Below are 20,981 nucleotides of genomic sequence, written 5' to 3' on the forward strand. Positions count from 1 at the left end.
TATATATATAATAAAATAATTTACATAAATGGGATTTATACTTTAATTTCCAGATTTAAATCTTTAAGAAGGAGCATCAATATGTCAAATATGCATGTTGGAGATATAATTGCAAACATTGTTTCGTTAGGTGTATTTATAATACCGATAGTAGTAATTGCTATCTTGATAATCTATAAAATCAAACGTAAAGGAAAAAATGTTTAGGGGCCTTTTCCAAAAAAACAGAGGAATTAGACAGTAGTTTTAAAAAAGTAGATAGAAAATAGTGACCTCAATTTAATTTACATTTGAGGTCACTCATAGAGCCTAAATTAATTTTTATAAAAATGAACTATTTAATAAAAAGAGTTCCATTTTACATCAGTTTTGTTTCTGTTACCTACATAGAATGATAAACTTCTAGTTATGGAACCAACATCTCCACCTACATTTAGTTGAGCAGATAATCGAGCTTCATCATCCCAAGTTGTATTCACAGGTGTAACCTTTCGAAGAGACATACTTGCATAAGTTCCTCCGGCCATCCAAATGTTAGGGTTCCCTTGCCACATAATAGAATCGTTTCCATAACGGTTCAACCAATAATTAACTTGGTATTCATATCCATAAGCCGCCAATTTATTGCTAACTTTTACTCCTTTACATTCTGTTCCACCCGATGTAGTCTGACAAGAACCCCCACTGATACCTATTCTTTGAATAGCTGATGATTGTGTTTTATCCACTGTCGCTTGTGCTCTGGAACCATCTGGGAATACATAAGTGGTACTAGTAATTTCACCTATGACAGCAGTACTTGAACTTACAGCGTCTTCAAATCCCATTAAATCTGCATCAGCCATACCGCCATTTTTGTACTTTTCAATTAATTTATCAGCAGTTTCTTCATTACTACCCATTTTTAATTGATTCTCTTTTATTGATTGTAAGCCATCATCAGAAAAGACTGTTGCTGATTCTTTAGTTTGATTTAAATCTGTTGATGCTTTTGCATCAATAGTTCCAAACCCAAAACCTGAAATACCTAGAACTGCTAAAGATGTTAAAAGAATTGAACGAAATTTCACTAATAATACCTCCTAAGTAATAATTTGCCACGTGACACTCACTATATTAGCATATTTTTCTTTAAAAGGTAATATAGTGAAATAAGTTCTAAAATTGTTATTATTTTAATGATTCGGTATATTATTAAAATTTAATATTGCATTTTCTAATGTTTCAGCATTTATATGTCCTTTCATTTCACCAAACAATTCATCTAATACAATATACTCAATAGATTTCATTGAAGTCATTTATATACAACCTCCAATTTTATTAATTCCCATAAAGAATCATCTATACCACAATTGTTTACTGTCTCCAGACCAAACCATATTTACACGCATAATGTGATTCCTCCTTGTTTAAATTTAGGCATAGAGAAAACGCCTATTACAAAGATTGAAAAGTTAAAGACATACGAGTACCTTTATCAATCGCTGTAATAAGCGTTCTTAAAAAAAGTGCCCTTCACCGTGTGATTAGAGTAAGAATCATTCCTCGTGCAAGCTCTACTAACCCACTTCCTTTTTCTACCGTTAATAAAAAATCCGTTGTCATTACAACTGGCTCATTTAAGGTCTGTAGGATGTTTTAGACCTAATTCATCAGCAATGAAAAATTGTTTCTTCCAACGGCAATAAAGGAAATTGTTCTCGAATATCAACAACAAAATCCGAATATTCTGTTAAATAAAAGTAGTTCCGTTCCAAATCTGATAAAAATTCGTGCTGCCTTTTCGTTTTAATACCTTTTAAACGAGTGGATCTTCCCAATGAGGAAACATCTTGAATATTTAACCACGGTTTATAATCGGCACCAATTCCCGAGCCACGACCTTCTTTAATCCACTTTTCAACTTTAGATGTTCTAGTTCTTTTAGACATAAAAAACACCCATTTGGCTAAATAATAACCAAAGCGGTAAAGCTTCGTAACTTTTTTACAATCGTCGCGACTTTATTTTAAACATCGCATCTTTTTTATAAACATCGCGACTTTATTTCAAATCTACACTCGGTGTCTTCTTTAATGTCATCGACACTTCTCCTAGTTAAACCCACTTGCTATTTCTTCCACTAACCTGCTCCGTTAGTAAAACAAAAAAGGGGCTGCATACGCAACCCGATTTTCTTCAAGTAAAGCCTTCGTTTGTTCAAAAAAATAGTTTTTTTTATTTCGTGATAAGATATTTTTCTTTGAAAAGTGGACTTAATTCACTCCACACATCAAATTTATTACCATCTAAATCAAAGAAAACAAAGTTCCTTCCAGAGTGTCCTCTGTTTTCAATTTCTCCAACTCTTATTTCTTTATCGATAAAATCTCTATGAATTGCCTCTAATGCAGTTAGTCCATTAACTTCAAATGTTATAGAAAAACGTTCTACACCATAGCAATCATAGAAGTTAGAACTTTGACTTTCTTTAGACTTAACAAGAAAAATACTTTGGTTTGCAAAATTAAGAATTGCTTTGTCTTCGTCTTTATAGCTTAACTCTGCCCCCAATTTGTTTACATACCATTCATAAGAATTTTCTACATTAGTTACTGGAATATAAGTAGTTCACACCCTTAGCAACTTTTCGCTCATTCTATCGACTCCTTCCAATATCTTTAACAGATACTTTCTCCATTTATGTATTTTTTTCCTTCTAATCTCCATTTTTCTTATTGAACTAAACTGCCCCGTTAGTTGAATATCAATTTATTTTTTATCTCTTATTTCTTCCAGTATTTTTAATGTTACTAAACAATGATGGAGAAGAGCAAAATATATTCAATACTTTAAATAGGTATCTAAAAGGACCAAACATATTAGTCATATAAAATATGTTTGGTCCTTTAATTTATTTAACTTTTTTCAATTTTGGTCTTGATAAGTTAATTGATCTTCCATGCTTTTTTGTATTTAACCCATAATATTGTAGCCAGCGTCGATGTAAATCGTTTCGCCTGTCACACCGCGTGATAAGTGAGAAAGCATCACGATTGTCATATCTGCTACTTCGTCTTGTTGAACATTACGTTTTAATGGAGCTGTTTCTTCAATTTTGTGTAAGATTGTATTGAAGGAAGGAACTCCTTTTGCAGCAAGTGTACGAATCGCTCCAGCTGAGATAGCATTAACGCGAATATTATCTTTACCAACATCTGCAGCAAGATAGCGCATAGATGCCTCTAATGCAGCTTTCGCTACCCCCATGACATTGTAGCCATCAAGGACACGCTCTGCTCCTAAGTAGCTCATTGTAACGATAGAACCGCCTTCAGTCATATAAGGATGTGCGGCCTTTGCTGCTGAGATAAGAGAATAAGCACTAGTATCTTGTGCAAATGCATAGCCATCACGAGTTGTATCTAAGAAGCGATTGTGTAAATCTTCTGCATTAGCAAAGGCTACTGAGTGCACGATACCATGGATAACACCTACTTTAGTACCGATTTCATCGAAAGCTGCTTTTGTACTTTCGTCGCTGTTAACGTCACATTGTACGATCAATGAATCAGATTGTCCGATGTTCTCTAATTGCTTTTGTAATTTTTTTAATGAACGTTCTTGGCGATATGTGAAAATAACATTTGCACCTACGTCAAATAAACGTTTTGCAATACCCCAAGCAATACTACGATCGTTTGCCACACCCATTACGACAATATTTTTATCTTTTAATTGTAATAAATTATCCATCATCTAATAAGAACCCCTTTATGAAATAATATCTGTTATTAGTACCAACTACTAAAATCTTATCATACATAAAAAATGGTTGCAATAACAAGATGAAAAGAGTGACCAACTTTACTTGAAAAAGTAAAAAAATTCATCTCTACTAAGGTAGAGATGAATCTGGTATATAAGCTAGGATCAGTTTCTATTTGATTAAACATTATCCAAAAGATTTTATGAATATCCTGAGTGGGAAAATACATTGGGATGATAATTATGTAAAAAGGCACCCAGTTAAGGATGCCTTTAAAGATACTTAAAACTATTCGAATTTTAATGAGTCGCCATCAAAAGTTTCGTCTGCTACTTTGATTGAGTCAGTTGGGCAGCCTTCGAAAGCATCTTGCATGTCTTCTAGTAGATCTTCTGGAACTTCAGCAGTTCCCATGTTATCATCTAAAATAACGAAGGCAATACCTTCATCATCATAATCATAAATATCTGGTGCTGCGGCTCCACAAGCGCCACAAGCGATGCATGTATCTTTATCAACAATTGTGAATTTAGCCATTTTTCTTTCTCTCCTTTTACATGTTCCTACAAAGCTTCATACTCATTTTAAAGATGTTTATCTTACATTTCAACATAAATACTATTAAATTGGAGGAATTTGCGTCTATGTTACATCAAATTTTATTGCAAATCTTTCAAAAACTAAATAACGAACGAACTATTTCTGCTGCTTATCATGTATTAAGAGGAAAGCGCTCAGGTCAGACTATTCAAGACATTGGCCTATTTCAGTTACATAATTATTTCGGGCTATTACCTAAGTTACCTCGGAAGACATTTGATGAAGTCGTAACTTCATTTTTGCAGTATAGTTGGTTAATAATACAAGAATCTGGTCACTATTCCATGAAAGAGCTAGGTTTACAGCGAGCAGAGCAGACGCCTGACTTTTTATTTGACGGATGGCACTATAGGGGAAATGAGCATGTGTTTTTTGCGAGGTTCTCGTTAATTGTACAAAGTTTATCGTATCAAAATGCTGCGGTTCGTTCATTTTCTCCTATTAGTAGGGATACGAATATTCAGTCCTGGGTTCGATCATTTTTAGTCGAGCATCACTATCAAGATGGACATTTACAGCAACAATTATTGCAGGAGTGTGAACAGGTGCTTTCCATGTTACCCGTGTCAGATGCCAACAAGCAGCTCGTCCTTTATCGGTTGAGTGGTCATAGTTTACCAGGATGGACGTGGCAGCAGCTTGCTAGTCAACGTCAGGAAACTGTTTTAGATAGTCAATTAGCGTTTATAGAATTGCTACATACGTTATTAAATGAAGTTCATCAGACAAATGATTATCTGCTGCTTGGTAAAATGGCAGAGGGATTAAGAGTCAAAGCATTATTAACTGATTCAGCGCAGCAAACAGCACATTTATATGAGCAGGGCTATTCAATTGAACAGATTGTGCAAATAAGGAAATTAAAACAAAGTACAATTGAGGATCATTTGGTAGAATTAGCCATGAATGAACCGAACTTTTCGATTGGTCCGTTCGTCTCTTATGAAGAAGCGGAAAAAGTTTGGCAGGTATCGAAACACTATCAAACTAAAAAATTGAAAACATTGCATGAAGTAGTTGAAGGTATGAGTTATTTCCAGTTAAGGCTTGTCCTCGCGAAAGGAGAAGTTTAAATGGAACTTGAACAAACATTAGCAAAGTATTTTGGCTATACAACTTTTCGTCCAGGCCAAAAAGAGGTCATTGAAGCAATTTTAGAAGAAAAAAATGTTATTGCTTTATTACCAACAGGAATGGGAAAATCACTTTGTTTCCAGCTACCAGGATATATCATGCAGAAGCCGGTTTTAATCGTTTCTCCTTTGCTTTCTCTCATGCAGGATCAGGTAGAGGAGCTAAAACGCTTTGGTGAAAAGCGGGTAGTTGCCTTAAATTCATTTTTAACCGTAAGTGAAAAACGATATGTGTTACATTTCTTAGAGCAGTTTCGTTTTATCTTTACGTCACCAGAGATGCTTTTACAGCAACAGGTTCAAGACAAGCTTTCACAAATGCAGCTAGGTCTTATCGTAGTGGACGAGGCACACTGTATTTCACAGTGGGGCTTTGATTTTAGACCGGATTATTTACGAATTAGACAATGGTTTTCACAAGTAAATCGTCCACCGGTTTTAGCTTTATCAGCGACTGCGACGAATAAAGTAGTCAATGATATACGAGATACATTGTCGCTCGATACACCATTTGAGTTTTTGTACAATGTGGATCGGCCTAATATTCATCTTGGGCGTGTTGTATTTGAGGATAGGGCAGATAAAGCACATTGGATTATGCAGTATGTTAAAGAGACGGCAGGACCGGGTATATTATATATGTCCTCGCGGAAGCGTGCTGAACAATATAGTGAGGCGCTTATACAGGCAGGTATACGAGCGGCAGCTTATCACGCAGGCTATGGTGCTGAGGACCGTCAGTTTATTCAGCAACAGTTTATTGACGGGGAGCTCGACTGGATTGTGGCTACGAATGCTTTTGGAATGGGTATCAATAAGTCAGATATTCGTCAGGTCATCCATGAAACGATGCCTGCTAATGTAGAAAATTACATGCAGGAAATTGGCCGTGCAGGGCGTGATGGTCAACCAGCGCTCGCCATTTTACTATATAGTGATGGTGATGAGGAATTTGCGAAATTTGTTGTAACAGGCGATTTGCCAACAGCTGGTCATGTTGATCGTTATCAGGAACTACTAAATCAGCAAGTACACCCTTCACAAATGTTGAAAAATGGAGAGCTGAGTGAGACCGCTTTTCGTGTGCTGGATTACTGGTTGCAACAAGAAACGATGGAACAAGTTAAAGTGCGTTTAAATCATTTGGCACTGGAAAAATATCGTGCTGTCGATAAAATGCATAAAATTACCCAGACAAAAGACTGTATTCGCACACAGCTAGTCGGGTATTTTGGGCAAAAATTGCTGAAAAAACCGGAAAACTGTTGTGAAAATTGTGGAATCCATTATGATGAAATCAATAAGGTACGCTTGAAGGAAGAGAAGAAAATAGAAATGATTCCATGGGGAAGTCGGTTAAAGCAACTCTTAATGGGTTTTTAGAGGCTCACCACCAAAAGTTATGGATGACATTTGTTAAAACGTATGCCATGTATATAAGTTGATTGCAGTGAAGATTAGACGCCCCTGGGAAAGCGCACAGTCGGAACGGAAATCAACCCCCACGTTATGGTGATATGCCCTTTTTAGACTATAACTGACGGTCATTTACTTTTTTCGCAAAATTCGTCATAATAGAATGATAGAATGCGTAGTGAGGTTGGAGGAAAGACGAATGAGTAAAGAAGATTATCGCGATAAAATCGAAGAACATCGTCAATCTTTTGAAGAAGAACAAAAAGAACAGGAAGCTTTATCTAGAGTTGCAAGAATGAATAAAAATGGAAGTAATAATAAAAAGCCAAAAAATACAAAACGAAAAACGCCATTAATGACGATTCTTTTTGTAATTTTTATCTTAATTCCATTATCAATATTAGTCTATTTCTTAAAATTCTATGAACCTGGATCAACGATTGAAGAGGTTGAAAAAAATTCTACGGATCAAATTGTAGAAATTGACAAATCAGGGAATAAAGTATCTGTGTCAACTGACAAAAACAAAGAAGACGATAAAGAAGGCAAAGCAGACAAAGCAGACAAAGCAAAGGAAGCATCTAAAAAAGACGCTGAGAAATTAGCAGCTGAACAGAAGGCAGCAGAGGAAGCGAAAAAAGCAGAAGCAGCCAAGCAGGCAGAGGAAGCTAGACAAGCCGAAGCAGCTAAGAATGCAGAGGCAGCTAGAAGAGCACAAGCTGAAGCAGCTAGAAAAGCAGAAGATGCTAGAAAAGCTGAACAAGCACGAAAGGCTGAGGAAGCACGAAAAGCAGAAGAAGCAAAACAATCTGCAAAAGCAAGTACCCATACTGTAAAAGCAAATGAAAATTTATATCGTATTGCATTGAATCACTACGGTGATGGCAGTGAAGCAACACTAGCGAAAATCCGTGCAGCAAACGGTATGTCTTCTAATACTCTATCGGTTGGGCAAGTTATTAAGTTACCATAAGAAAACAGGTGTCATTCTTTGGCAATGATGTTTTTCTAGTATAAAATAATGGACAAACGTTAACACCAAGTAGGGTTGAGGCGTACGTCTGATTTAGTGAAAAGGCGATTCTTCTTTTAAATGAATCGTCTTTTTGCTTTCGTAAGGAGAAGTGAAGGAATGATTTATTTTGGACTATTTATTTTAGTAGTCATCGCGTTCTTGCTTTATATGTTGAAGGTGGCACATGAAAATAATGTTTTACATCATCAATTGCTATTAAAGGGTGAACAGGAAAAAATCCGACTATTTTTTATTTCGGATACCCATTTACGCAAAATTAACCGCCAGATGATTGAGCAGTTAGATGGTCCATTTGATGCTGTTATAATTGGTGGAGATTTTGCGGATGGACGTACACCTATTCAACGTATTCATGACAACCTTAAATTATTAACGCCTTTAGGACCAACTTATTTTGTATGGGGTAATAATGACAGAGAAGTAGGTGAAGAGCGATTACGAAGTATTTTACAGGACCATGGTGTTCAGATTATTGCCAATGATGCTGTATTACTACCTAAAAAAAACCGCTTTTGGCTTAATGCAATTGAAGACACATCGATAATGAAAAGTAGATTTGATGAAGCATTTGCAAAGGTAAAAGAGAAAGACTTAGTTGTTTTCATCTCACATAACCCTGGTGTTTTTGCAGAAGTTCGAGCAAAATTTAGAGCAGATTTAATGATGGGGGGGCATTTACACGGTGGTCAAATTAGAATTGGCTCATATGGGATGCATCCTAACGGCTCATATCGGGAGCGTGAAGGTGTGATGACGTTAGTTAGCAACGGCTATGGTACTACGTTATTACCTTTCCGACTTGGTGCGAGACCACAGTGTCATATTATTGACATTGAAGTTTCGGATAAATAAACAACCAAAACTTGTTAGAAGGCGTATAATGGAAGCGATAAGGATTAATTCGGTAAAAGCCCGATTAAGTAAAGTATTAGCAAATTGCTAATACAAAGTTGATAGGAGTGTCAAGAAATGCAGCAAGTAGATGCAATTATTGTTGGAGGAGGCCCATGTGGTTTAGCCGCAGCAATAGCCTTGCAAAATATTGGATTAAAGCCAATTGTCATTGAAAAAGGAAATATCGTAAATGCAATTTACAATTACCCTACACATCAAACTTTTTTTAGTACGAGTGAACGACTGGCTATCGGCGATGTGCCCTTTATTATTGAAGGTCGTAAGCCAAAGCGAAACCAAGCGCTAGTTTATTATCGAGAAGTTGTGCGTTTGAAGGATATTCAAATAAATCGCTTCGAGAAAGTAAATAGCGTTGTAAAAAATGGAGCGATGTTTACAGTAACGACAGATAAAGAGGTTTATACAACACCTTATGTTGTGATTGCAACAGGCTACTATGACCATCCAAATTATTTAAATATTCCAGGTGAGAAATTACCGAAAGTCTACCATTACTTTAAAGAGGGACATGAATTTTTTGATACTGATGTTCTTGTAATAGGCGGGAAAAATTCGGCAGTGGATGCAGCACTTGAGTTGAATAAGGCTGGAGCTCGCGTCACTGTTGTCTATCGTAGTAGTGAATATTCACCTAGCATCAAGCCATGGGTTTTACCCGAATTTGAAGGACTAGTACGGGATGGAGAAGTCCAAATGCAGTTCAATACAAATGTGCTGGAAATCCGTGAGCATGAGGTCGTTGTAGAAATGAATGGTAGCGAGAAAACTTTAAAAAATGATTTTGTTTTTGCGATGACAGGCTATCATCCAGATCATTCTTTTATCCGAGCAATGGGTGTGTCTATTGATGATGAAACGGGACGTCCTTTCTTTAATCCAGAAACTATGGAAACAAATGTAGAAGGATTATTCATTGCAGGAGTTATTGCAGCTGGAAATAATGCTAATGAAATTTTTATCGAAAATGGCCGCTTCCATGGCGATTGTATTGCGAAGACTATTCTAGAAAAAGGAAAATAGCAATAGGAGAGCTGTATAGGCAAGTAAGCTGCTTATACAGCTTTTTTTAAACTACGGATGGAAGAAGTCAAAGCGATGGACATAATTTCTCTAAGCGAAGCTGAAAAAAGGTGTGAATAAATGCTTGGATTATACTGGATGCTAAGTTATATCATAGGGAACTTTATGACGGCATATTTTGTTGGAAAAGTATATGGTGTTAATTTACAGGAAGAAAGAAGTAAAAACTTAGGGGCTCGAAATGCTGGCAACGTGATTGGGAAAGTTGCTTTTCTATGGACTTTTTTAGGGGATTCTTTAAAAGGTGCGCTCGTTGTCGGTGCAGGACGTTTACTGCATTTCGAAGAATGAGAAATCATTTTAGGCGCTAGTTTGAGCATGCTTGGTCATATGTTTCCGTTTTGGCTTAAGTTTAATGGGGGAAAAGGAGTAGCAACTTTTATAGGTGTAGGTCTGGCACTGTCACCAAGCTTATTTTTCATGATGGTTGTAGGAACTGCTATTACGCTTAGTGTAACGAGAAGTTTAACACTTAGTATGTTAGGTGGCTTTGTTTTATATGTTGGAGCGATTGTTTATACAGATAAATTACTGTTATACATACCGATACTAGTAGCAATAAGCTTTATGCTTATTAAGCATATGTCGAATATTAAAGAGGCTTTAGAGAGAAGGAAGTGATTATATGTATTGGTGTAAAATTGCGCATACAGAAGCGGAGTTTGAGGAAATTGCACGATTAAATTATGAAACCTTTGTCGAAGAAATTCCACAGCATAAACCAAACTCCGAAAGAAAAAAAGTTGACCGTTTTCATCATGAAAATACGTATATTGTTGTTTATAAAGGAATAGAACTTATAGGCATGCTTGCATTTAGAGAGCAAAGGCCTTTTTCAATTGATGAAAAGATAGGAGAGGTTGAGCAGTATTTATCAAAGGAGATTAGTACTAAGCTTTGTGAAATTCGATTGCTTGCCGTCAAGAAGGCGTATCGAACAGGAAGAGTACTATTGAAATTGACACAGGCATTAACTGCTTTTGCCTACGAAAAAGGTTATTCGGCAGCGGTTATTTCAGGTACTACTCGTGAGGAGAAACTTTATAAGCAAATGGGATTTACTCAATTTGCACTTGCTACAGGGACAGAGGATGCTTTATTTTTACCTATGGTATTAACGAGACAGGAGTTTGAAAAGTCTTTGCAGCAAAGACTTGCGAAGGAGTGCCATACATTTTATCCAGGTCCAGTAAAACAAAGTGAACCATTTATGTATTCTGAGCTTTCTCATCGTTCGTTAGGCTTTCAATCATTAATTGAGCAAATGAGAAATAAGTTGCTTCAACTATCAGGAGCAGAGCATGTAGCTACAATTGTAGGAACTGGCACATTGGCGAATGAAGTTATGTTGGGGCAATTGAAGGCTCAACAATTAGGGCGTGGATTAATTTTAACAAATGGTGAGTTTGGAGAACGTCTTCGAAAGCAAGCAGAGAGATGGTCATTAGATTTTGATGTAATAGAGCAAAATTGGGGAATTTCGTTTGATTCAAATATATTGGACTCTTATTTGCAAAAAGGATCTTATCAATGGCTTCTTGCAGTACATGGAGAAACGTCGACTGGTACATGTAATGATTTAAAGGAAATTTCACAGCTAACTAAACGTTACGATATAAAGCTTTGCGTAGATTGCATTAGCTCGTTCGGAGCAATGCCATTTTCCTTAAAGGATTGTTATTTAGCGACTGCAGTGAGTGGAAAAGCAATTGGTGCACTCAGTGGCTTGGCTTTTGTTTTTTCGCAAAACATTGTGAAATCTTCTACAACAATACCTGCTTATCTCGATCTAGCTAATTACCAGTCTGGTGCGATCCCGTTTACATTACCAGCAGTACTTGTTGCAAATGTTACTGCAGCATTACAAGCATATCCAGAAAGATATGGACAGCTACAGCAACGCTTTAAAACAATGCTGCAGCTACCATTTATGCACTACCAAATTTCAACTAGACAGTATCCGATGCTCATCACTTTACAACTTCCAAAGGCTTTGGCAAACCTACAGAGAGACTTAAATTTAAATGGTTATTATGTTCATGCGGATAGCCAATATTTACGTCAAAGAAATTTCATACAGCTGTCTGTTATTCAGCCAGATTTTGAGATAGCCATCAATCATTTACATAATATCTTGGATTATTATAAGCAAATTATAGATGTATAAGCTAAAGTGAATGCCGAATATATTAGCTTTACATGAAAAATTCCTTTAAATCAATAGGAGTTCCAACTTTATTGAGCCCAATTAATAATTTTAATCGAGCCTTTTGACCATTAATGCCAGTTGCAAATATAGCTCCTAGGTCTTCGAGCATTTTGCCACCACCAACGTAACCGTAGACACCTTCTGCTATTCCATTAAAACAACGGGATACGAGTATAACAGGGATACCGCGCTCTAACAGACTTTCAATACCCTTAACAACTGATGGAGGGACGTTACCTTGTCCAAGTCCTTCTAATACAACGCCGTCATATTTACATGCGAGTACTACATCAAGTAAGTCAACCTCCATACCAGCATACACTTTCAGCATGGCTACTCGTTTTGATAAACCATCAACATCTACATATTGACGGCGGATAGGGGCATGATGAAACAATATTCTTGATTTTGTAATAAGTCCGATTGGGCCATATTGAGGTGACTGGAAGGTATTTACTGAGCTTGTGCTTGTTTTTGTCGTGTTAACAGCAAGGTGGACCTCGTCATTCATAACAACAAGAACACCTTTCTCACTAGCTTCTTCATCTACAGCTACACGGACGGCTTCTACTAAATTATAAACCCCGTCTGCACCAAGTTCGTTTGAAGAGCGCATGGCACCTGTTAAAACAATAGGAATTGATAAATCAGTCGTTAACTCTAAAAAGTATGCTGTTTCTTCTAATGTATCAGTACCATGGGTGATGACAACGCCATCAATTTTCTCCTCTGCCACTTTTTCGATAATAAGATTACGTAATTTAAGCATTTCTTTTTGAGTAATATGTGGTGATGGGAGGTTGAATGCCTCCATTTCAATAATTGAGGCAAGTGCATCAAGTTTGCTGCTTTCCTTCATTAGCGGATTTTCCTTGTTAGGCATAACGGCACCTTCATCACTCATCGCCATAGAAATTGTTCCACCTGTATGAATTAATAAAATTGTTTTTTTCATAAAAAATAATATCTCCTTTTAAAAAGTTTTATGTCATAACATGGTATAATAATAGCAGTTTATCTTCATGTAACAGATATTTTTTGTCGAAAATAAAAGTTTAATGTCAAAAAAGTTCCACCCAATAACCGACAGAAAAAGATGAACTGTGAAATTTTCCATCCTGCGAAGACGCTAAAGTTAACCAACATTATGGGGCTGGCTTCACTTTCATGCAAAAAAATTGTTGGTCTAAAGTCAGAAGGATGTCACGAATTTTAAAATCTTAACATCATTATGTCAAGGTGAAATTGATTTTTGAAAGGGGCCGGCATCATGATCATTTTATTATCAGCTGCCATTGCACCCGGTCTAGCGCTTTTTAGTTACTTTTATTTGCGCAATCAGATGGCAACGGAGCCAAGAAGAACTTTACTTCAAACGTTTTTGTATGGCGCATTTTTAACGTTCCCAATCATGTTCTTACAGTATGTACTAACAGAGGAAGGGGTCTTTCGATATCTTTATCTACAAGATGTAGTTTTTTCGAGTGTAGTTGAAGAGTTTTTTAAATGGTTTGTTCTGTTAATCGCAATCTACAATCATGTAGAATTCGATGATCCTTATGATGGCATACTGTATGGTGCAAGCATATCTCTTGGTTTTGCCACGATTGAAAATGTGCTTTATTTATTTTCTTTCGGTTTGGATACAGCATTTATGCGTGCATTATTACCTGTATCAAGTCATGCTTTGTTCGGTGTTGTAATGGGCTATTATTATGGACGTGCCAAGTTTTCGAAGCTTGCAAAGACGAAAGAAATGATTGCTATGGCGCTTTGTGCACCGGTAGTTTTACACATTTTATATAATACAATTTTATCGTTTAAAGGATATTGGGTATATTTAATGATACCTTTTATGCTGTTTTTGTGGTGGTTTGGGCTACGAAAAGTCAAGCTTGCTCACTATCACCTAGTACAACATTTGCATATGCATAAAAAATATAAAGCGTAGAAATCTAAAAAAGATTTCTACGCTTTTCTATTTTTTAAATGTATAAAATAAGTCGTTTGTTTCAAGCTATGAAAAAAAGGAGTGATGATAGTGCGATTAGTAAGCATAGTTTTTGCTTTGATGTTGGGGATTAGTATATTCGCTATTCCGCAAAATGACGCCATTGCATTTACCGGGCAACAGATTTCTCGTGGTGCTTATGGAGATGATGTAATTGAGCTACAGGCAAGGCTACAATACTTAGGGTTTTATAAAAGTAAAATTGATGGCAAATTTGGCTATAACACATATTGGGCTTTGCGAATTTTCCAAGAGAAATATGGTTTACCAGTAGATGGAATAGCCGGTGCTAAAACTAAAAAAACTTTATCAGGTTATTCAGATTACGATGAAGGATGGGTAAAAGCGCAATTAAATGCAGGAAATCAATTTACCTATTATGGTGGTACGCCACTTGAACAGCAAGTGAAAACAAACACTGGCGGCGGCGGTGGAGGTGGAGGTAAAAGTAGTGGTAGTAGTAACAATAATGGGACTAAAACTCAACTACCTCCAAAGTATACTGACAGAGATGTACAGTTAATGGCGAATGCGGTTTATGGTGAAGCTAGGGGAGAGCCTTATGAAGGTCAAGTGGCTGTAGCCGCTGTTATTTTAAATCGTTTGGAAAGTCCTGAATTCCCAAATACTATTTCAGGTATCATTTTCCAACCACTAGCATTTACTGCGGTGGCAGATGGACAAATTTGGCTTGAACCAAATGAACGTGCAAAAGAAGCAGTTCTTGATGCTATGAATGGATGGGATCCTTCAGAAAATGCACTTTATTATTTTAATCCGAAAACAGCTACAAGTAAGTGGATTTGGTCACGAGCTCAAATTAAACGAATTGGAGAACACATTTTCTGTTCATAAGAAAGGAGGAAAAAAATGAGAACAATGCTCGTTATACTCACTGCGGCGGTTATTGGTTTAGGGGCATATAGCATTAATATGCACGGAAAAAATGCAAGTTTACAACGTACTGTGCTAGCTCAGTACACGGATAATTTAACGGATGCATCTGAGAAATTATCGCATCTACAACAATCTGTTTCACAATCTCTATTGTTTCGGGATGACAATGCCATCCACAATGAGTTAGATTCTGTTTGGCGACTAAGCTCTGACGTTCGATCTTCTATGTCGAATATTCCTATCGGGCAGGAAATGTCGAACGACTGGCTAAGTTACTTAGGACGTCTAGGAGATGAGGCAAAGAAAACATCTAAAACTGGTGATTATAAAGCTTGGCGAGAAAAAATGCCACAAGTCTCAACGAATTTACAATCACTTTCAGATGAATGGTCAGCTGCAACAGTAGATTTTTATAAAAATAACGGTAAAATGGATGTCTGGTTAAGACAAGTAGATACTAAAAACCCAAATACAACTTTTGATAATGTACAAAAGACATTAAAGGGTTACAGCGAAAAAGACTTCCCACTTACATTAAGCGAATCGGATTGGCAGAAAAAAATAGATCTTAAAGCATTACAAGATTCAGTCATTACTGAAAAAGAAGCATTGGAAAAAGTAAAACAATTATTCCCTATCATAAAAGACGCAACATTTACTGTGACGAAAAGTAGCGATACTGCACCATATCCGTTTTATCATATCCAATTCCACCAAGATATTCGTTTAGGATATGTCGATCTAACAGAAAAGGGTGGACATTTAATATCCTATTTAGTGGAACGTCCAGTTGATGAAGCAAGGCTATCACAAGATGAAATTATGAAAAAAGCTGAAGAATATGTAAAACGACTTGGCATGAATGATGTTGCATTTGTGGAATCTCGTGAAAACCATCAAGCATGGCATGTGACATTTGCACGTGTTCACCCTGGCGATAATGCATTGGTTTATGCAGATGGGGTGCAATTAAAGCTTGCTAAGGATACAGGCGAGTTACTTGGTGCTAATGCGATGGAATATATTCAGGCAGAGACAATTAAACCACAAACTGCAAAACCAATTGATTGGAAAACTTTCTTCGATGATGACGTGAAAGTAGAAGAAGTAAGAAATATTTATACAGATAATGGACAATTTGAACAACGTCTTTGTTATGAGGTAATTGCGGTTCGTGATGCGCAAGAAACATTCAGAATAGTTATTGACGCTGAAAATCACAATGTTTTAAAAGTGGAATATTTAACGTAATATAAGAAAAAACTACCAGTTTTTATAGCCAAAATGGGCATCTCATGCGATAATAAAGTATATTTGTGTTCGAGGAGATGCTCATGGAAATAAAAATTGGTACACAATTAGAACTTGAACCAACTTATACAGAGCGTGTTGAAAAATTCCTCTGTAAAGTTGTAGAACAAAATGAAAATATTATTTACATCGATTATCCAATAAATGTTGCCACAAAGAAAACAGCTTTTTTAATAGATGGATCTGAATTTAGAGCAAGTTTTCGCACGGGGGATAAACAATCATTTGCTTTTAGTACTGAAGTGATTGGACGTAAAGCTGGTAATATTCCTATGATTATGTTGCATTGCCCAAAGGAAGATGACTTTATCAAAATTCAGCGTCGTGAATATGTACGTGTGGAAACGCCTGTGGATGTAGCGATACAGTTTAAGGATTACAAATATCAGCTCGTAACATCGGATATTAGCGCAGGTGGTTTGGCAGTTATCTTGAAAGGGGCAATTATTTTCCAAGATGGTGATGAGGTTCGGTTAACAATCGTCTTACCATATGCCAACGGGGATGTTAAATACGTGATTACGGATGCGACGGTTGTTCGTATATTCGAAAAAGATGACAAAAAAATTGCCACTATACAACTAACAGATACTGATGATGTAGACCAACAGCATATTGTTCGTTTCTGCTTTGAACGTCAGTTAGTGAATCGTCGTAAAGAAATAAATCCTTTTGATGCTTGATTTTTTTACGCTTATTAACTTCTTTCAGTGGGTGTCTTTATACCCGCTGAAATAGAGGAACTCAGTCTAAGAACGCCACGTCCTGTGGCAACGACTGAGTGACCAACATCTTGTTGTTGCTGTCGCTTCGCTTTCGCACAGACAAAACACGTTGCTGACGCTGCGTTAGCACTACGCTTTCGCGCAAAAAACATCTGTTGGCCCAAAGCCTCCGGCGGATGTCTTCCCAACCTCTATTGATGAGTGGAAAATTTCCATGAATTTTTGAAGGGAGTTTACAAACCTTCAACTCGAGAAGTAATTTGATTTTAGAAAGCCCTCTCCTTGAAGAGGGCTTTTTTATGATACAATATGGTGTGATAGAAAGTAGGGGGAAATATGAAAAAAAACATTCAAATTGCGATTGATGGACCGGCTGGTGCTGGGAAAAGCACAATCGCAAAAATTGTTGCAGAGGCACTTGGATTTACGTATATCGACACAGGTGCTATGTATCGTGCTGTGACGTATAAAGCAATGCAACAAAACATACATTTAGATGATGAAACAAAATTAGCAGAAATGCTAGCATCTAGCACAATTGAATTAAAGCCTTCTTCTCAAGGACAACTTGTCTTTTTAGATGGGAAGAATGTGTCTGCTGAAATTCGATCAAATGAGGTAACTTCATCTGTTTCACAAGTAGCGGCTCATGCTAAAATACGTGAATTATTAGTAACACAGCAACAAAAGCTTGCGGCTAATGGTGGTGTTGTTATGGATGGGCGCGATATTGCTACTCATGTATTAAAGAATGCAGAACTAAAAATATTTATGTCTGCAACTGTAGAGGAGAGAGCAAGACGTCGTTTTATTGACAACCAAAAGCGAGGAATTGAATCTTCCGTTGAAAAGCTTCAAGAAGAAATTGCCCTGCGCGATAAAATGGATAGCGAGCGTGAAGCATCACCACTAATTCAAGCGGAAGATGCCATATTTTTAGACACGACAGACCTGTCAATTGATGGTGCAGCACAGGCCATTTTAAAATTAGCGCAAGAAGAAATGGTATAAATCCAAAAATTTCAGACATTTTTTGAATTTAAAGGATTTATTTTTGTCTTTGTCTTCAATATCGAATAAAATAGTAAGGGAAGATGCGAAGGAGGGTTACATATGTCTGAAGAAATGAACAATGTAGAACAAACGTTTAACGAAGGTGATATCGTCAAAGGTATCGCTGAGCAGGTTGATGAAAAAGCGGTAACTGTTTCAATCCCAGGTGCACCATTTGATGGTATTGTACCAATAAGTGAATTATCAAGCTTACACATTGAAAAAGCGTCTGACGTAATCTCTGTCGGAGATGAGTTGGATTTGATGATTACAAAAGTTGAAGAAGAAAACTATGTATTATCAAAACGTAAAGTAGATGCTTTAAAAGCATGGGATACACTTGAGCAACAATTCAACGCTGAGGAAATTTTTGAAGCGGAAGTAAAAGATATTGTTAAGGGTGGTCTTGTCGTAGATTTAGGAGTACGTGGCTTCGTTCCAGCATCTCTAGTAGAAGACTACTTTGTTGATGATTTTGAAGACTATAAAGGGAAGTCTCTTAACTTTAAAATTGTTGAGCTTGATAAAGAAAAAAATCGCTTGATTTTATCACATCGTGCTGTGGTGGAAGCTGAAAAAGCTTCTCAAAAGAAAAATGTCATTAACCAAATTAAAACTGGTGATGTTTTAGATGGTAAAGTACAGCGTATTGCATCGTTTGGTGCATTTATTGACCTTGGTGGTATTGATGGTCTTGTGCATATTTCACAAGTGTCTCATGAGCATGTGAGTGATGTGAGTGAGGTTTTATCAGAAGGACAAGAGGTGAAGGTAAAAGTCCTTTCTGTAGACCCAGCAAATGAGCGTATTTCGTTATCTATTAAGGAAACGTTACCTGGTCCCTGGTCGAGCATTGAAGAGCGTGCAGCGAAAGGTACAGTGTTAGATGGAAAAGTAAAACGTCTTACTTCATTCGGAGCGTTTGTGGAAGTTTTCCCAGGTGTAGAAGGCTTAGTGCATATTTCGCAAATCGCGCATAAGCATATTAACACGCCACATGAAGCTTTAAAAGAAGGACAAGAAGTACAAGTGAAAGTGCTTGACGTAAATGCTGAAGATGGCCGTTTAGCATTAAGCATTAAAGATTTACTTGAAAATCCTGAGGCAGAGGAAGTAATCGACTATGAATTACCAGAAGAAAACACAGGCTTCTCTTTCGGTGATGTTATTGGCGATAAACTGAAAAACTTTAAATAAACTTGACAAGCGAGGATACAGTTTGTGTCCTCGCTTTTTTATGGCGGAAACGGATAGAACAATCGAAGTAAAACAGATAGAATAAATCAGACTCGAAGATAACCACATCACATCGAACATTCAAATAGAACAGCCGAAATGATATAAAAATTCCTAAATAGATGGAAAGAACGGTACATAGCGCGCCCCTTCATGGATATGATATGATATAATGGCATTTTTCGTGTATAATAGCGAAAGACAAGAAGTTGGAAGGATGAAGTACAGATGACGAAACCAGTAGTAGCCATCGTAGGTCGTCCGAACGTAGGTAAGTCGACGATTTTTAATCGTATCGTTGGAGAACGTGTATCGATTGTGGAAGATATTCCAGGCGTTACACGCGACCGTATTTATAGTTCGGCAGAGTGGTTAACACATGATTTTAATATTATTGATACAGGTGGTATTGAGATTGGAGACGAGCCGTTTTTAGAACAAATTCGTCAACAAGCAGAAATTGCCATTGATGAAGCGGACGTTATAATCTTTATGACAAATGGTCGTGAAGGTGTAACAGCTGCTGATGAGCAAGTTGCTAAAATTTTATACAAAACAAAAAAGCCGGTCGTGTTAGCAGTAAATAAAATTGATAACCCGGATATGCGCGAGATGATTTATGATTTCTATGCGCTTGGCTTTGGTGAGCCTTGGCCAATTTCTGGTTCTCACGGCTTAGGCTTAGGGGATTTATTGGACGAATGTGCTAATCATTTCCCTAAGGAAGATGAAGAACAATATGGAGACGAGGTTATTAAATTCTCGTTAATTGGTCGACCAAATGTAGGGAAATCTTCATTAGTAAATGCATTTTTAGGCCAAGACCGCGTTATTGTGAGTAATATCGCAGGTACTACTCGAGATGCTATTGACACGCCTTATGAGTATGATGATCAGGAATATGTCATTATAGATACTGCAGGTATGCGTAAAAAAGGGAAAGTATACGAAACGACAGAGAAATATTCTGTATTACGTGCGTTACGTGCAATTGAACGCTCTGATGTTGTTTTAGTTGTTCTAAATGCAGAAGAAGGCATTCAAGAACAAGATAAAAAAATTGCAGGCTATGCGCATGAAGCTGGAAAAGCTATTGTTATCGTTGTTAATAAATGGGATGCTATTGAAAAAGACGAAAAAACAATGAACGTCTTTACACAACAAATTCGTGAGCATTTCTTATTCTTAGACTATGCTCCAATTATTTTTGTATCAGCCAATACAAAGCAACGTGTACATCAAATTTTACCGATAATACAACGTGTAAGTGAGAACCATGCAATGCGTATTCAATCATCTATCCTTAATGAAGTGATTGAGGATGCAGTGGCACGCAACCCAGCACCAACTGATAAAGGCCGCCGTCTTCGCATCTACTATGCTACCCAAGTTGCGATACAGCCACCTACTTTTGTGGTGTTTGTTAATGAGCCAGAGCTAATGCATTTCTCTTATGAACGATTTTTAGAAAATCGTATTCGAGAAACATTTGATTTTGAAGGAACGCCAATTCGTTTAATTACCCGTGCTCGTGCTTAGGAAAAATATACACATACAATACGCCAACCCGACAATTATTGTTGGGTGGCGTCTTTTTACAAGAGAGGA

General features: G+C 36.9%; 21 protein-coding genes and 2 pseudogenes. 15 read left to right on the forward strand and 8 right to left on the reverse strand.

Going from position 1 to position 20,981, the window contains the following annotated elements; genetic code table 11:
• The coding region (locus ACFCYJ_RS20265) for a hypothetical protein (protein ID WP_376076305.1) at positions 1–207 on the forward strand (207 nt) is incomplete at its 5' end.
• A gap of 131 nt (positions 208–338) precedes the next feature.
• Here ACFCYJ_RS20265 and ACFCYJ_RS20270 read toward each other — a convergent pair.
• From ACFCYJ_RS20270 to ACFCYJ_RS20295, 6 genes and pseudogenes are all read right to left on the reverse strand, one after another.
• Positions 339–1,070: a hypothetical protein gene (locus ACFCYJ_RS20270; protein WP_376076308.1), complete on the reverse strand. Its 732-nt coding sequence runs from the start codon at positions 1,068–1,070 to the stop codon at positions 339–341.
• Between the two features lie 105 nt (positions 1,071–1,175).
• Complete coding sequence (locus ACFCYJ_RS20275) at positions 1,176–1,301, reverse strand: hypothetical protein (RefSeq protein ID WP_376076311.1); 126 nt, start codon at positions 1,299–1,301, stop codon at positions 1,176–1,178.
• Between the two features lie 247 nt (positions 1,302–1,548).
• Positions 1,549–1,934 (reverse strand): annotated as a pseudogene (locus ACFCYJ_RS20280) (heteromeric transposase endonuclease subunit TnsA); the annotation flags it as partial.
• Positions 1,935–2,220: 286 nt separating this feature from the next.
• A complete protein-coding gene (locus ACFCYJ_RS20285) occupies positions 2,221–2,604 on the reverse strand; it encodes a VOC family protein (protein ID WP_376076437.1) in 384 nt (127 codons plus the stop codon).
• Positions 2,605–2,958: 354 nt separating this feature from the next.
• A complete protein-coding gene (locus tag ACFCYJ_RS20290) occupies positions 2,959–3,741 on the reverse strand; it encodes an enoyl-ACP reductase FabI (RefSeq protein ID WP_082337380.1) in 783 nt (260 codons plus the stop codon).
• 298 nt (positions 3,742–4,039) lie between these two features.
• Positions 4,040–4,288 carry a ferredoxin gene (locus tag ACFCYJ_RS20295; protein WP_053482601.1) on the reverse strand — a complete coding sequence of 83 codons (249 nt, stop codon included), beginning with the start codon at positions 4,286–4,288 and terminating at the stop codon, positions 4,040–4,042.
• 107 nt (positions 4,289–4,395) lie between these two features.
• Here ACFCYJ_RS20295 and ACFCYJ_RS20300 point away from each other — a divergent pair, with 107 nt between their 5' ends.
• From ACFCYJ_RS20300 to ACFCYJ_RS20330, 7 genes and pseudogenes are all read left to right on the forward strand, one after another.
• Positions 4,396–5,424: a YpbB family protein gene (locus ACFCYJ_RS20300; protein ID WP_376076315.1), complete on the forward strand. Its 1,029-nt coding sequence runs from the start codon at positions 4,396–4,398 to the stop codon at positions 5,422–5,424.
• The gene (locus ACFCYJ_RS20305; RefSeq protein WP_376076318.1) at positions 5,425–6,867 is read left to right on the forward strand and encodes a RecQ family ATP-dependent DNA helicase; all 1,443 of its coding nucleotides are present in this window, start codon (positions 5,425–5,427) and stop codon (positions 6,865–6,867) included.
• A gap of 232 nt (positions 6,868–7,099) precedes the next feature.
• Positions 7,100–7,873, forward strand: a complete 774-nt coding sequence (locus tag ACFCYJ_RS20310; protein WP_376076319.1) for a LysM peptidoglycan-binding domain-containing protein — start codon at positions 7,100–7,102, stop codon at positions 7,871–7,873.
• A 159-nt stretch (positions 7,874–8,032) separates the two neighbouring features.
• The gene (locus ACFCYJ_RS20315) at positions 8,033–8,788 is read left to right on the forward strand and encodes a metallophosphoesterase (protein ID WP_376076322.1); all 756 of its coding nucleotides are present in this window, start codon (positions 8,033–8,035) and stop codon (positions 8,786–8,788) included.
• A gap of 117 nt (positions 8,789–8,905) precedes the next feature.
• The gene (locus ACFCYJ_RS20320) at positions 8,906–9,871 is read left to right on the forward strand and encodes a YpdA family putative bacillithiol disulfide reductase (protein ID WP_376076325.1); all 966 of its coding nucleotides are present in this window, start codon (positions 8,906–8,908) and stop codon (positions 9,869–9,871) included.
• Between the two features lie 138 nt (positions 9,872–10,009).
• Positions 10,010–10,552 (forward strand): annotated as a pseudogene (locus ACFCYJ_RS20325) (glycerol-3-phosphate acyltransferase).
• 4 nt (positions 10,553–10,556) lie between these two features.
• Entirely contained in the window at positions 10,557–12,098 is a 1,542-nt protein-coding gene (locus tag ACFCYJ_RS20330; RefSeq protein WP_376076328.1) for an aminotransferase class V-fold PLP-dependent enzyme, read from the forward strand.
• A gap of 28 nt (positions 12,099–12,126) precedes the next feature.
• Here the strand turns inward: ACFCYJ_RS20330 and ACFCYJ_RS20335 are convergent, their stop codons facing one another.
• Positions 12,127–13,095 carry an asparaginase gene (locus ACFCYJ_RS20335; protein ID WP_376076331.1) on the reverse strand — a complete coding sequence of 323 codons (969 nt, stop codon included), beginning with the start codon at positions 13,093–13,095 and terminating at the stop codon, positions 12,127–12,129.
• Positions 13,096–13,410: 315 nt separating this feature from the next.
• On the opposite strand from ACFCYJ_RS20335, the gene prsW reads away from it, so the two are divergent.
• From prsW to ACFCYJ_RS20355, 4 genes are all read left to right on the forward strand, one after another.
• Positions 13,411–14,091 (forward strand): glutamic-type intramembrane protease PrsW, encoded by a 681-nt coding sequence (gene prsW / locus ACFCYJ_RS20340; protein WP_376076334.1) that lies wholly within the window; start codon positions 13,411–13,413, stop codon positions 14,089–14,091.
• Positions 14,092–14,181: 90 nt separating this feature from the next.
• Entirely contained in the window at positions 14,182–15,006 is an 825-nt protein-coding gene (gene sleB, locus ACFCYJ_RS20345) for a spore cortex-lytic enzyme (protein WP_376076336.1), read from the forward strand.
• A 15-nt stretch (positions 15,007–15,021) separates the two neighbouring features.
• The gene (locus ACFCYJ_RS20350; RefSeq protein WP_376076338.1) at positions 15,022–16,299 is read left to right on the forward strand and encodes a PepSY1/2 domain-containing protein; all 1,278 of its coding nucleotides are present in this window, start codon (positions 15,022–15,024) and stop codon (positions 16,297–16,299) included.
• A gap of 83 nt (positions 16,300–16,382) precedes the next feature.
• The gene (locus ACFCYJ_RS20355; RefSeq protein WP_376076341.1) at positions 16,383–17,042 is read left to right on the forward strand and encodes a flagellar brake protein; all 660 of its coding nucleotides are present in this window, start codon (positions 16,383–16,385) and stop codon (positions 17,040–17,042) included.
• A 14-nt stretch (positions 17,043–17,056) separates the two neighbouring features.
• Here the strand turns inward: ACFCYJ_RS20355 and ACFCYJ_RS20360 are convergent, their stop codons facing one another.
• Positions 17,057–17,236: a hypothetical protein gene (locus ACFCYJ_RS20360; protein WP_376076344.1), complete on the reverse strand. Its 180-nt coding sequence runs from the start codon at positions 17,234–17,236 to the stop codon at positions 17,057–17,059.
• 184 nt (positions 17,237–17,420) lie between these two features.
• Here ACFCYJ_RS20360 and cmk point away from each other — a divergent pair, with 184 nt between their 5' ends.
• From cmk to der, 3 genes are all read left to right on the forward strand, one after another.
• The gene (gene cmk / locus ACFCYJ_RS20365; protein WP_376076346.1) at positions 17,421–18,095 is read left to right on the forward strand and encodes a (d)CMP kinase; all 675 of its coding nucleotides are present in this window, start codon (positions 17,421–17,423) and stop codon (positions 18,093–18,095) included.
• A gap of 102 nt (positions 18,096–18,197) precedes the next feature.
• Positions 18,198–19,334, forward strand: coding sequence for a 30S ribosomal protein S1 (rpsA, locus tag ACFCYJ_RS20370; protein ID WP_376076349.1), 1,137 nt, complete (start codon positions 18,198–18,200; stop codon positions 19,332–19,334).
• A gap of 267 nt (positions 19,335–19,601) precedes the next feature.
• Entirely contained in the window at positions 19,602–20,912 is a 1,311-nt protein-coding gene (der, locus tag ACFCYJ_RS20375) for a ribosome biogenesis GTPase Der (RefSeq protein ID WP_376076351.1), read from the forward strand.
• Positions 20,913–20,981: the final 69 nt, after the last annotated feature.

It is taken from the genome of Lysinibacillus sp. NPDC056232, from assembly GCF_042267565.1.
Taxonomy (GTDB): Bacteria; Bacillota; Bacilli; order Bacillales_A; family Planococcaceae; genus Lysinibacillus.

Bases quoted from the DNA above. Each gene is read 5' to 3' on its own strand.
- ACFCYJ_RS20275 (WP_376076311.1), bottom strand. From the start codon at position 1,301: ATGACTTCAATGAAATCTATTGAGTATATTGTATTAGATGAATTGTTT.
- ACFCYJ_RS20290 (WP_082337380.1), bottom strand. From the start codon at position 3,741: ATGATGGATAATTTATTACAATTAAAAGATAAAAATATTGTCGTAATG.
- ACFCYJ_RS20295 (WP_053482601.1), bottom strand. From the start codon at position 4,288: ATGGCTAAATTCACAATTGTTGATAAAGATACATGCATCGCTTGTGGC.
- ACFCYJ_RS20300 (WP_376076315.1), top strand. From the start codon at position 4,396: ATGTTACATCAAATTTTATTGCAAATCTTTCAAAAACTAAATAACGAA.
- ACFCYJ_RS20305 (WP_376076318.1), top strand. From the start codon at position 5,425: ATGGAACTTGAACAAACATTAGCAAAGTATTTTGGCTATACAACTTTT.
- ACFCYJ_RS20310 (WP_376076319.1), top strand. From the start codon at position 7,100: ATGAGTAAAGAAGATTATCGCGATAAAATCGAAGAACATCGTCAATCT.
- ACFCYJ_RS20315 (WP_376076322.1), top strand. From the start codon at position 8,033: ATGATTTATTTTGGACTATTTATTTTAGTAGTCATCGCGTTCTTGCTT.
- ACFCYJ_RS20320 (WP_376076325.1), top strand. From the start codon at position 8,906: ATGCAGCAAGTAGATGCAATTATTGTTGGAGGAGGCCCATGTGGTTTA.
- ACFCYJ_RS20330 (WP_376076328.1), top strand. From the start codon at position 10,557: ATGTATTGGTGTAAAATTGCGCATACAGAAGCGGAGTTTGAGGAAATT.
- ACFCYJ_RS20335 (WP_376076331.1), bottom strand. From the start codon at position 13,095: ATGAAAAAAACAATTTTATTAATTCATACAGGTGGAACAATTTCTATG.
- prsW (WP_376076334.1), top strand. From the start codon at position 13,411: ATGATCATTTTATTATCAGCTGCCATTGCACCCGGTCTAGCGCTTTTT.
- ACFCYJ_RS20350 (WP_376076338.1), top strand. From the start codon at position 15,022: ATGAGAACAATGCTCGTTATACTCACTGCGGCGGTTATTGGTTTAGGG.
- ACFCYJ_RS20355 (WP_376076341.1), top strand. From the start codon at position 16,383: ATGGAAATAAAAATTGGTACACAATTAGAACTTGAACCAACTTATACA.
- ACFCYJ_RS20360 (WP_376076344.1), bottom strand. From the start codon at position 17,236: ATGTTTTTTGCGCGAAAGCGTAGTGCTAACGCAGCGTCAGCAACGTGT.
- cmk (WP_376076346.1), top strand. From the start codon at position 17,421: ATGAAAAAAAACATTCAAATTGCGATTGATGGACCGGCTGGTGCTGGG.
- rpsA (WP_376076349.1), top strand. From the start codon at position 18,198: ATGTCTGAAGAAATGAACAATGTAGAACAAACGTTTAACGAAGGTGAT.
- der (WP_376076351.1), top strand. From the start codon at position 19,602: ATGACGAAACCAGTAGTAGCCATCGTAGGTCGTCCGAACGTAGGTAAG.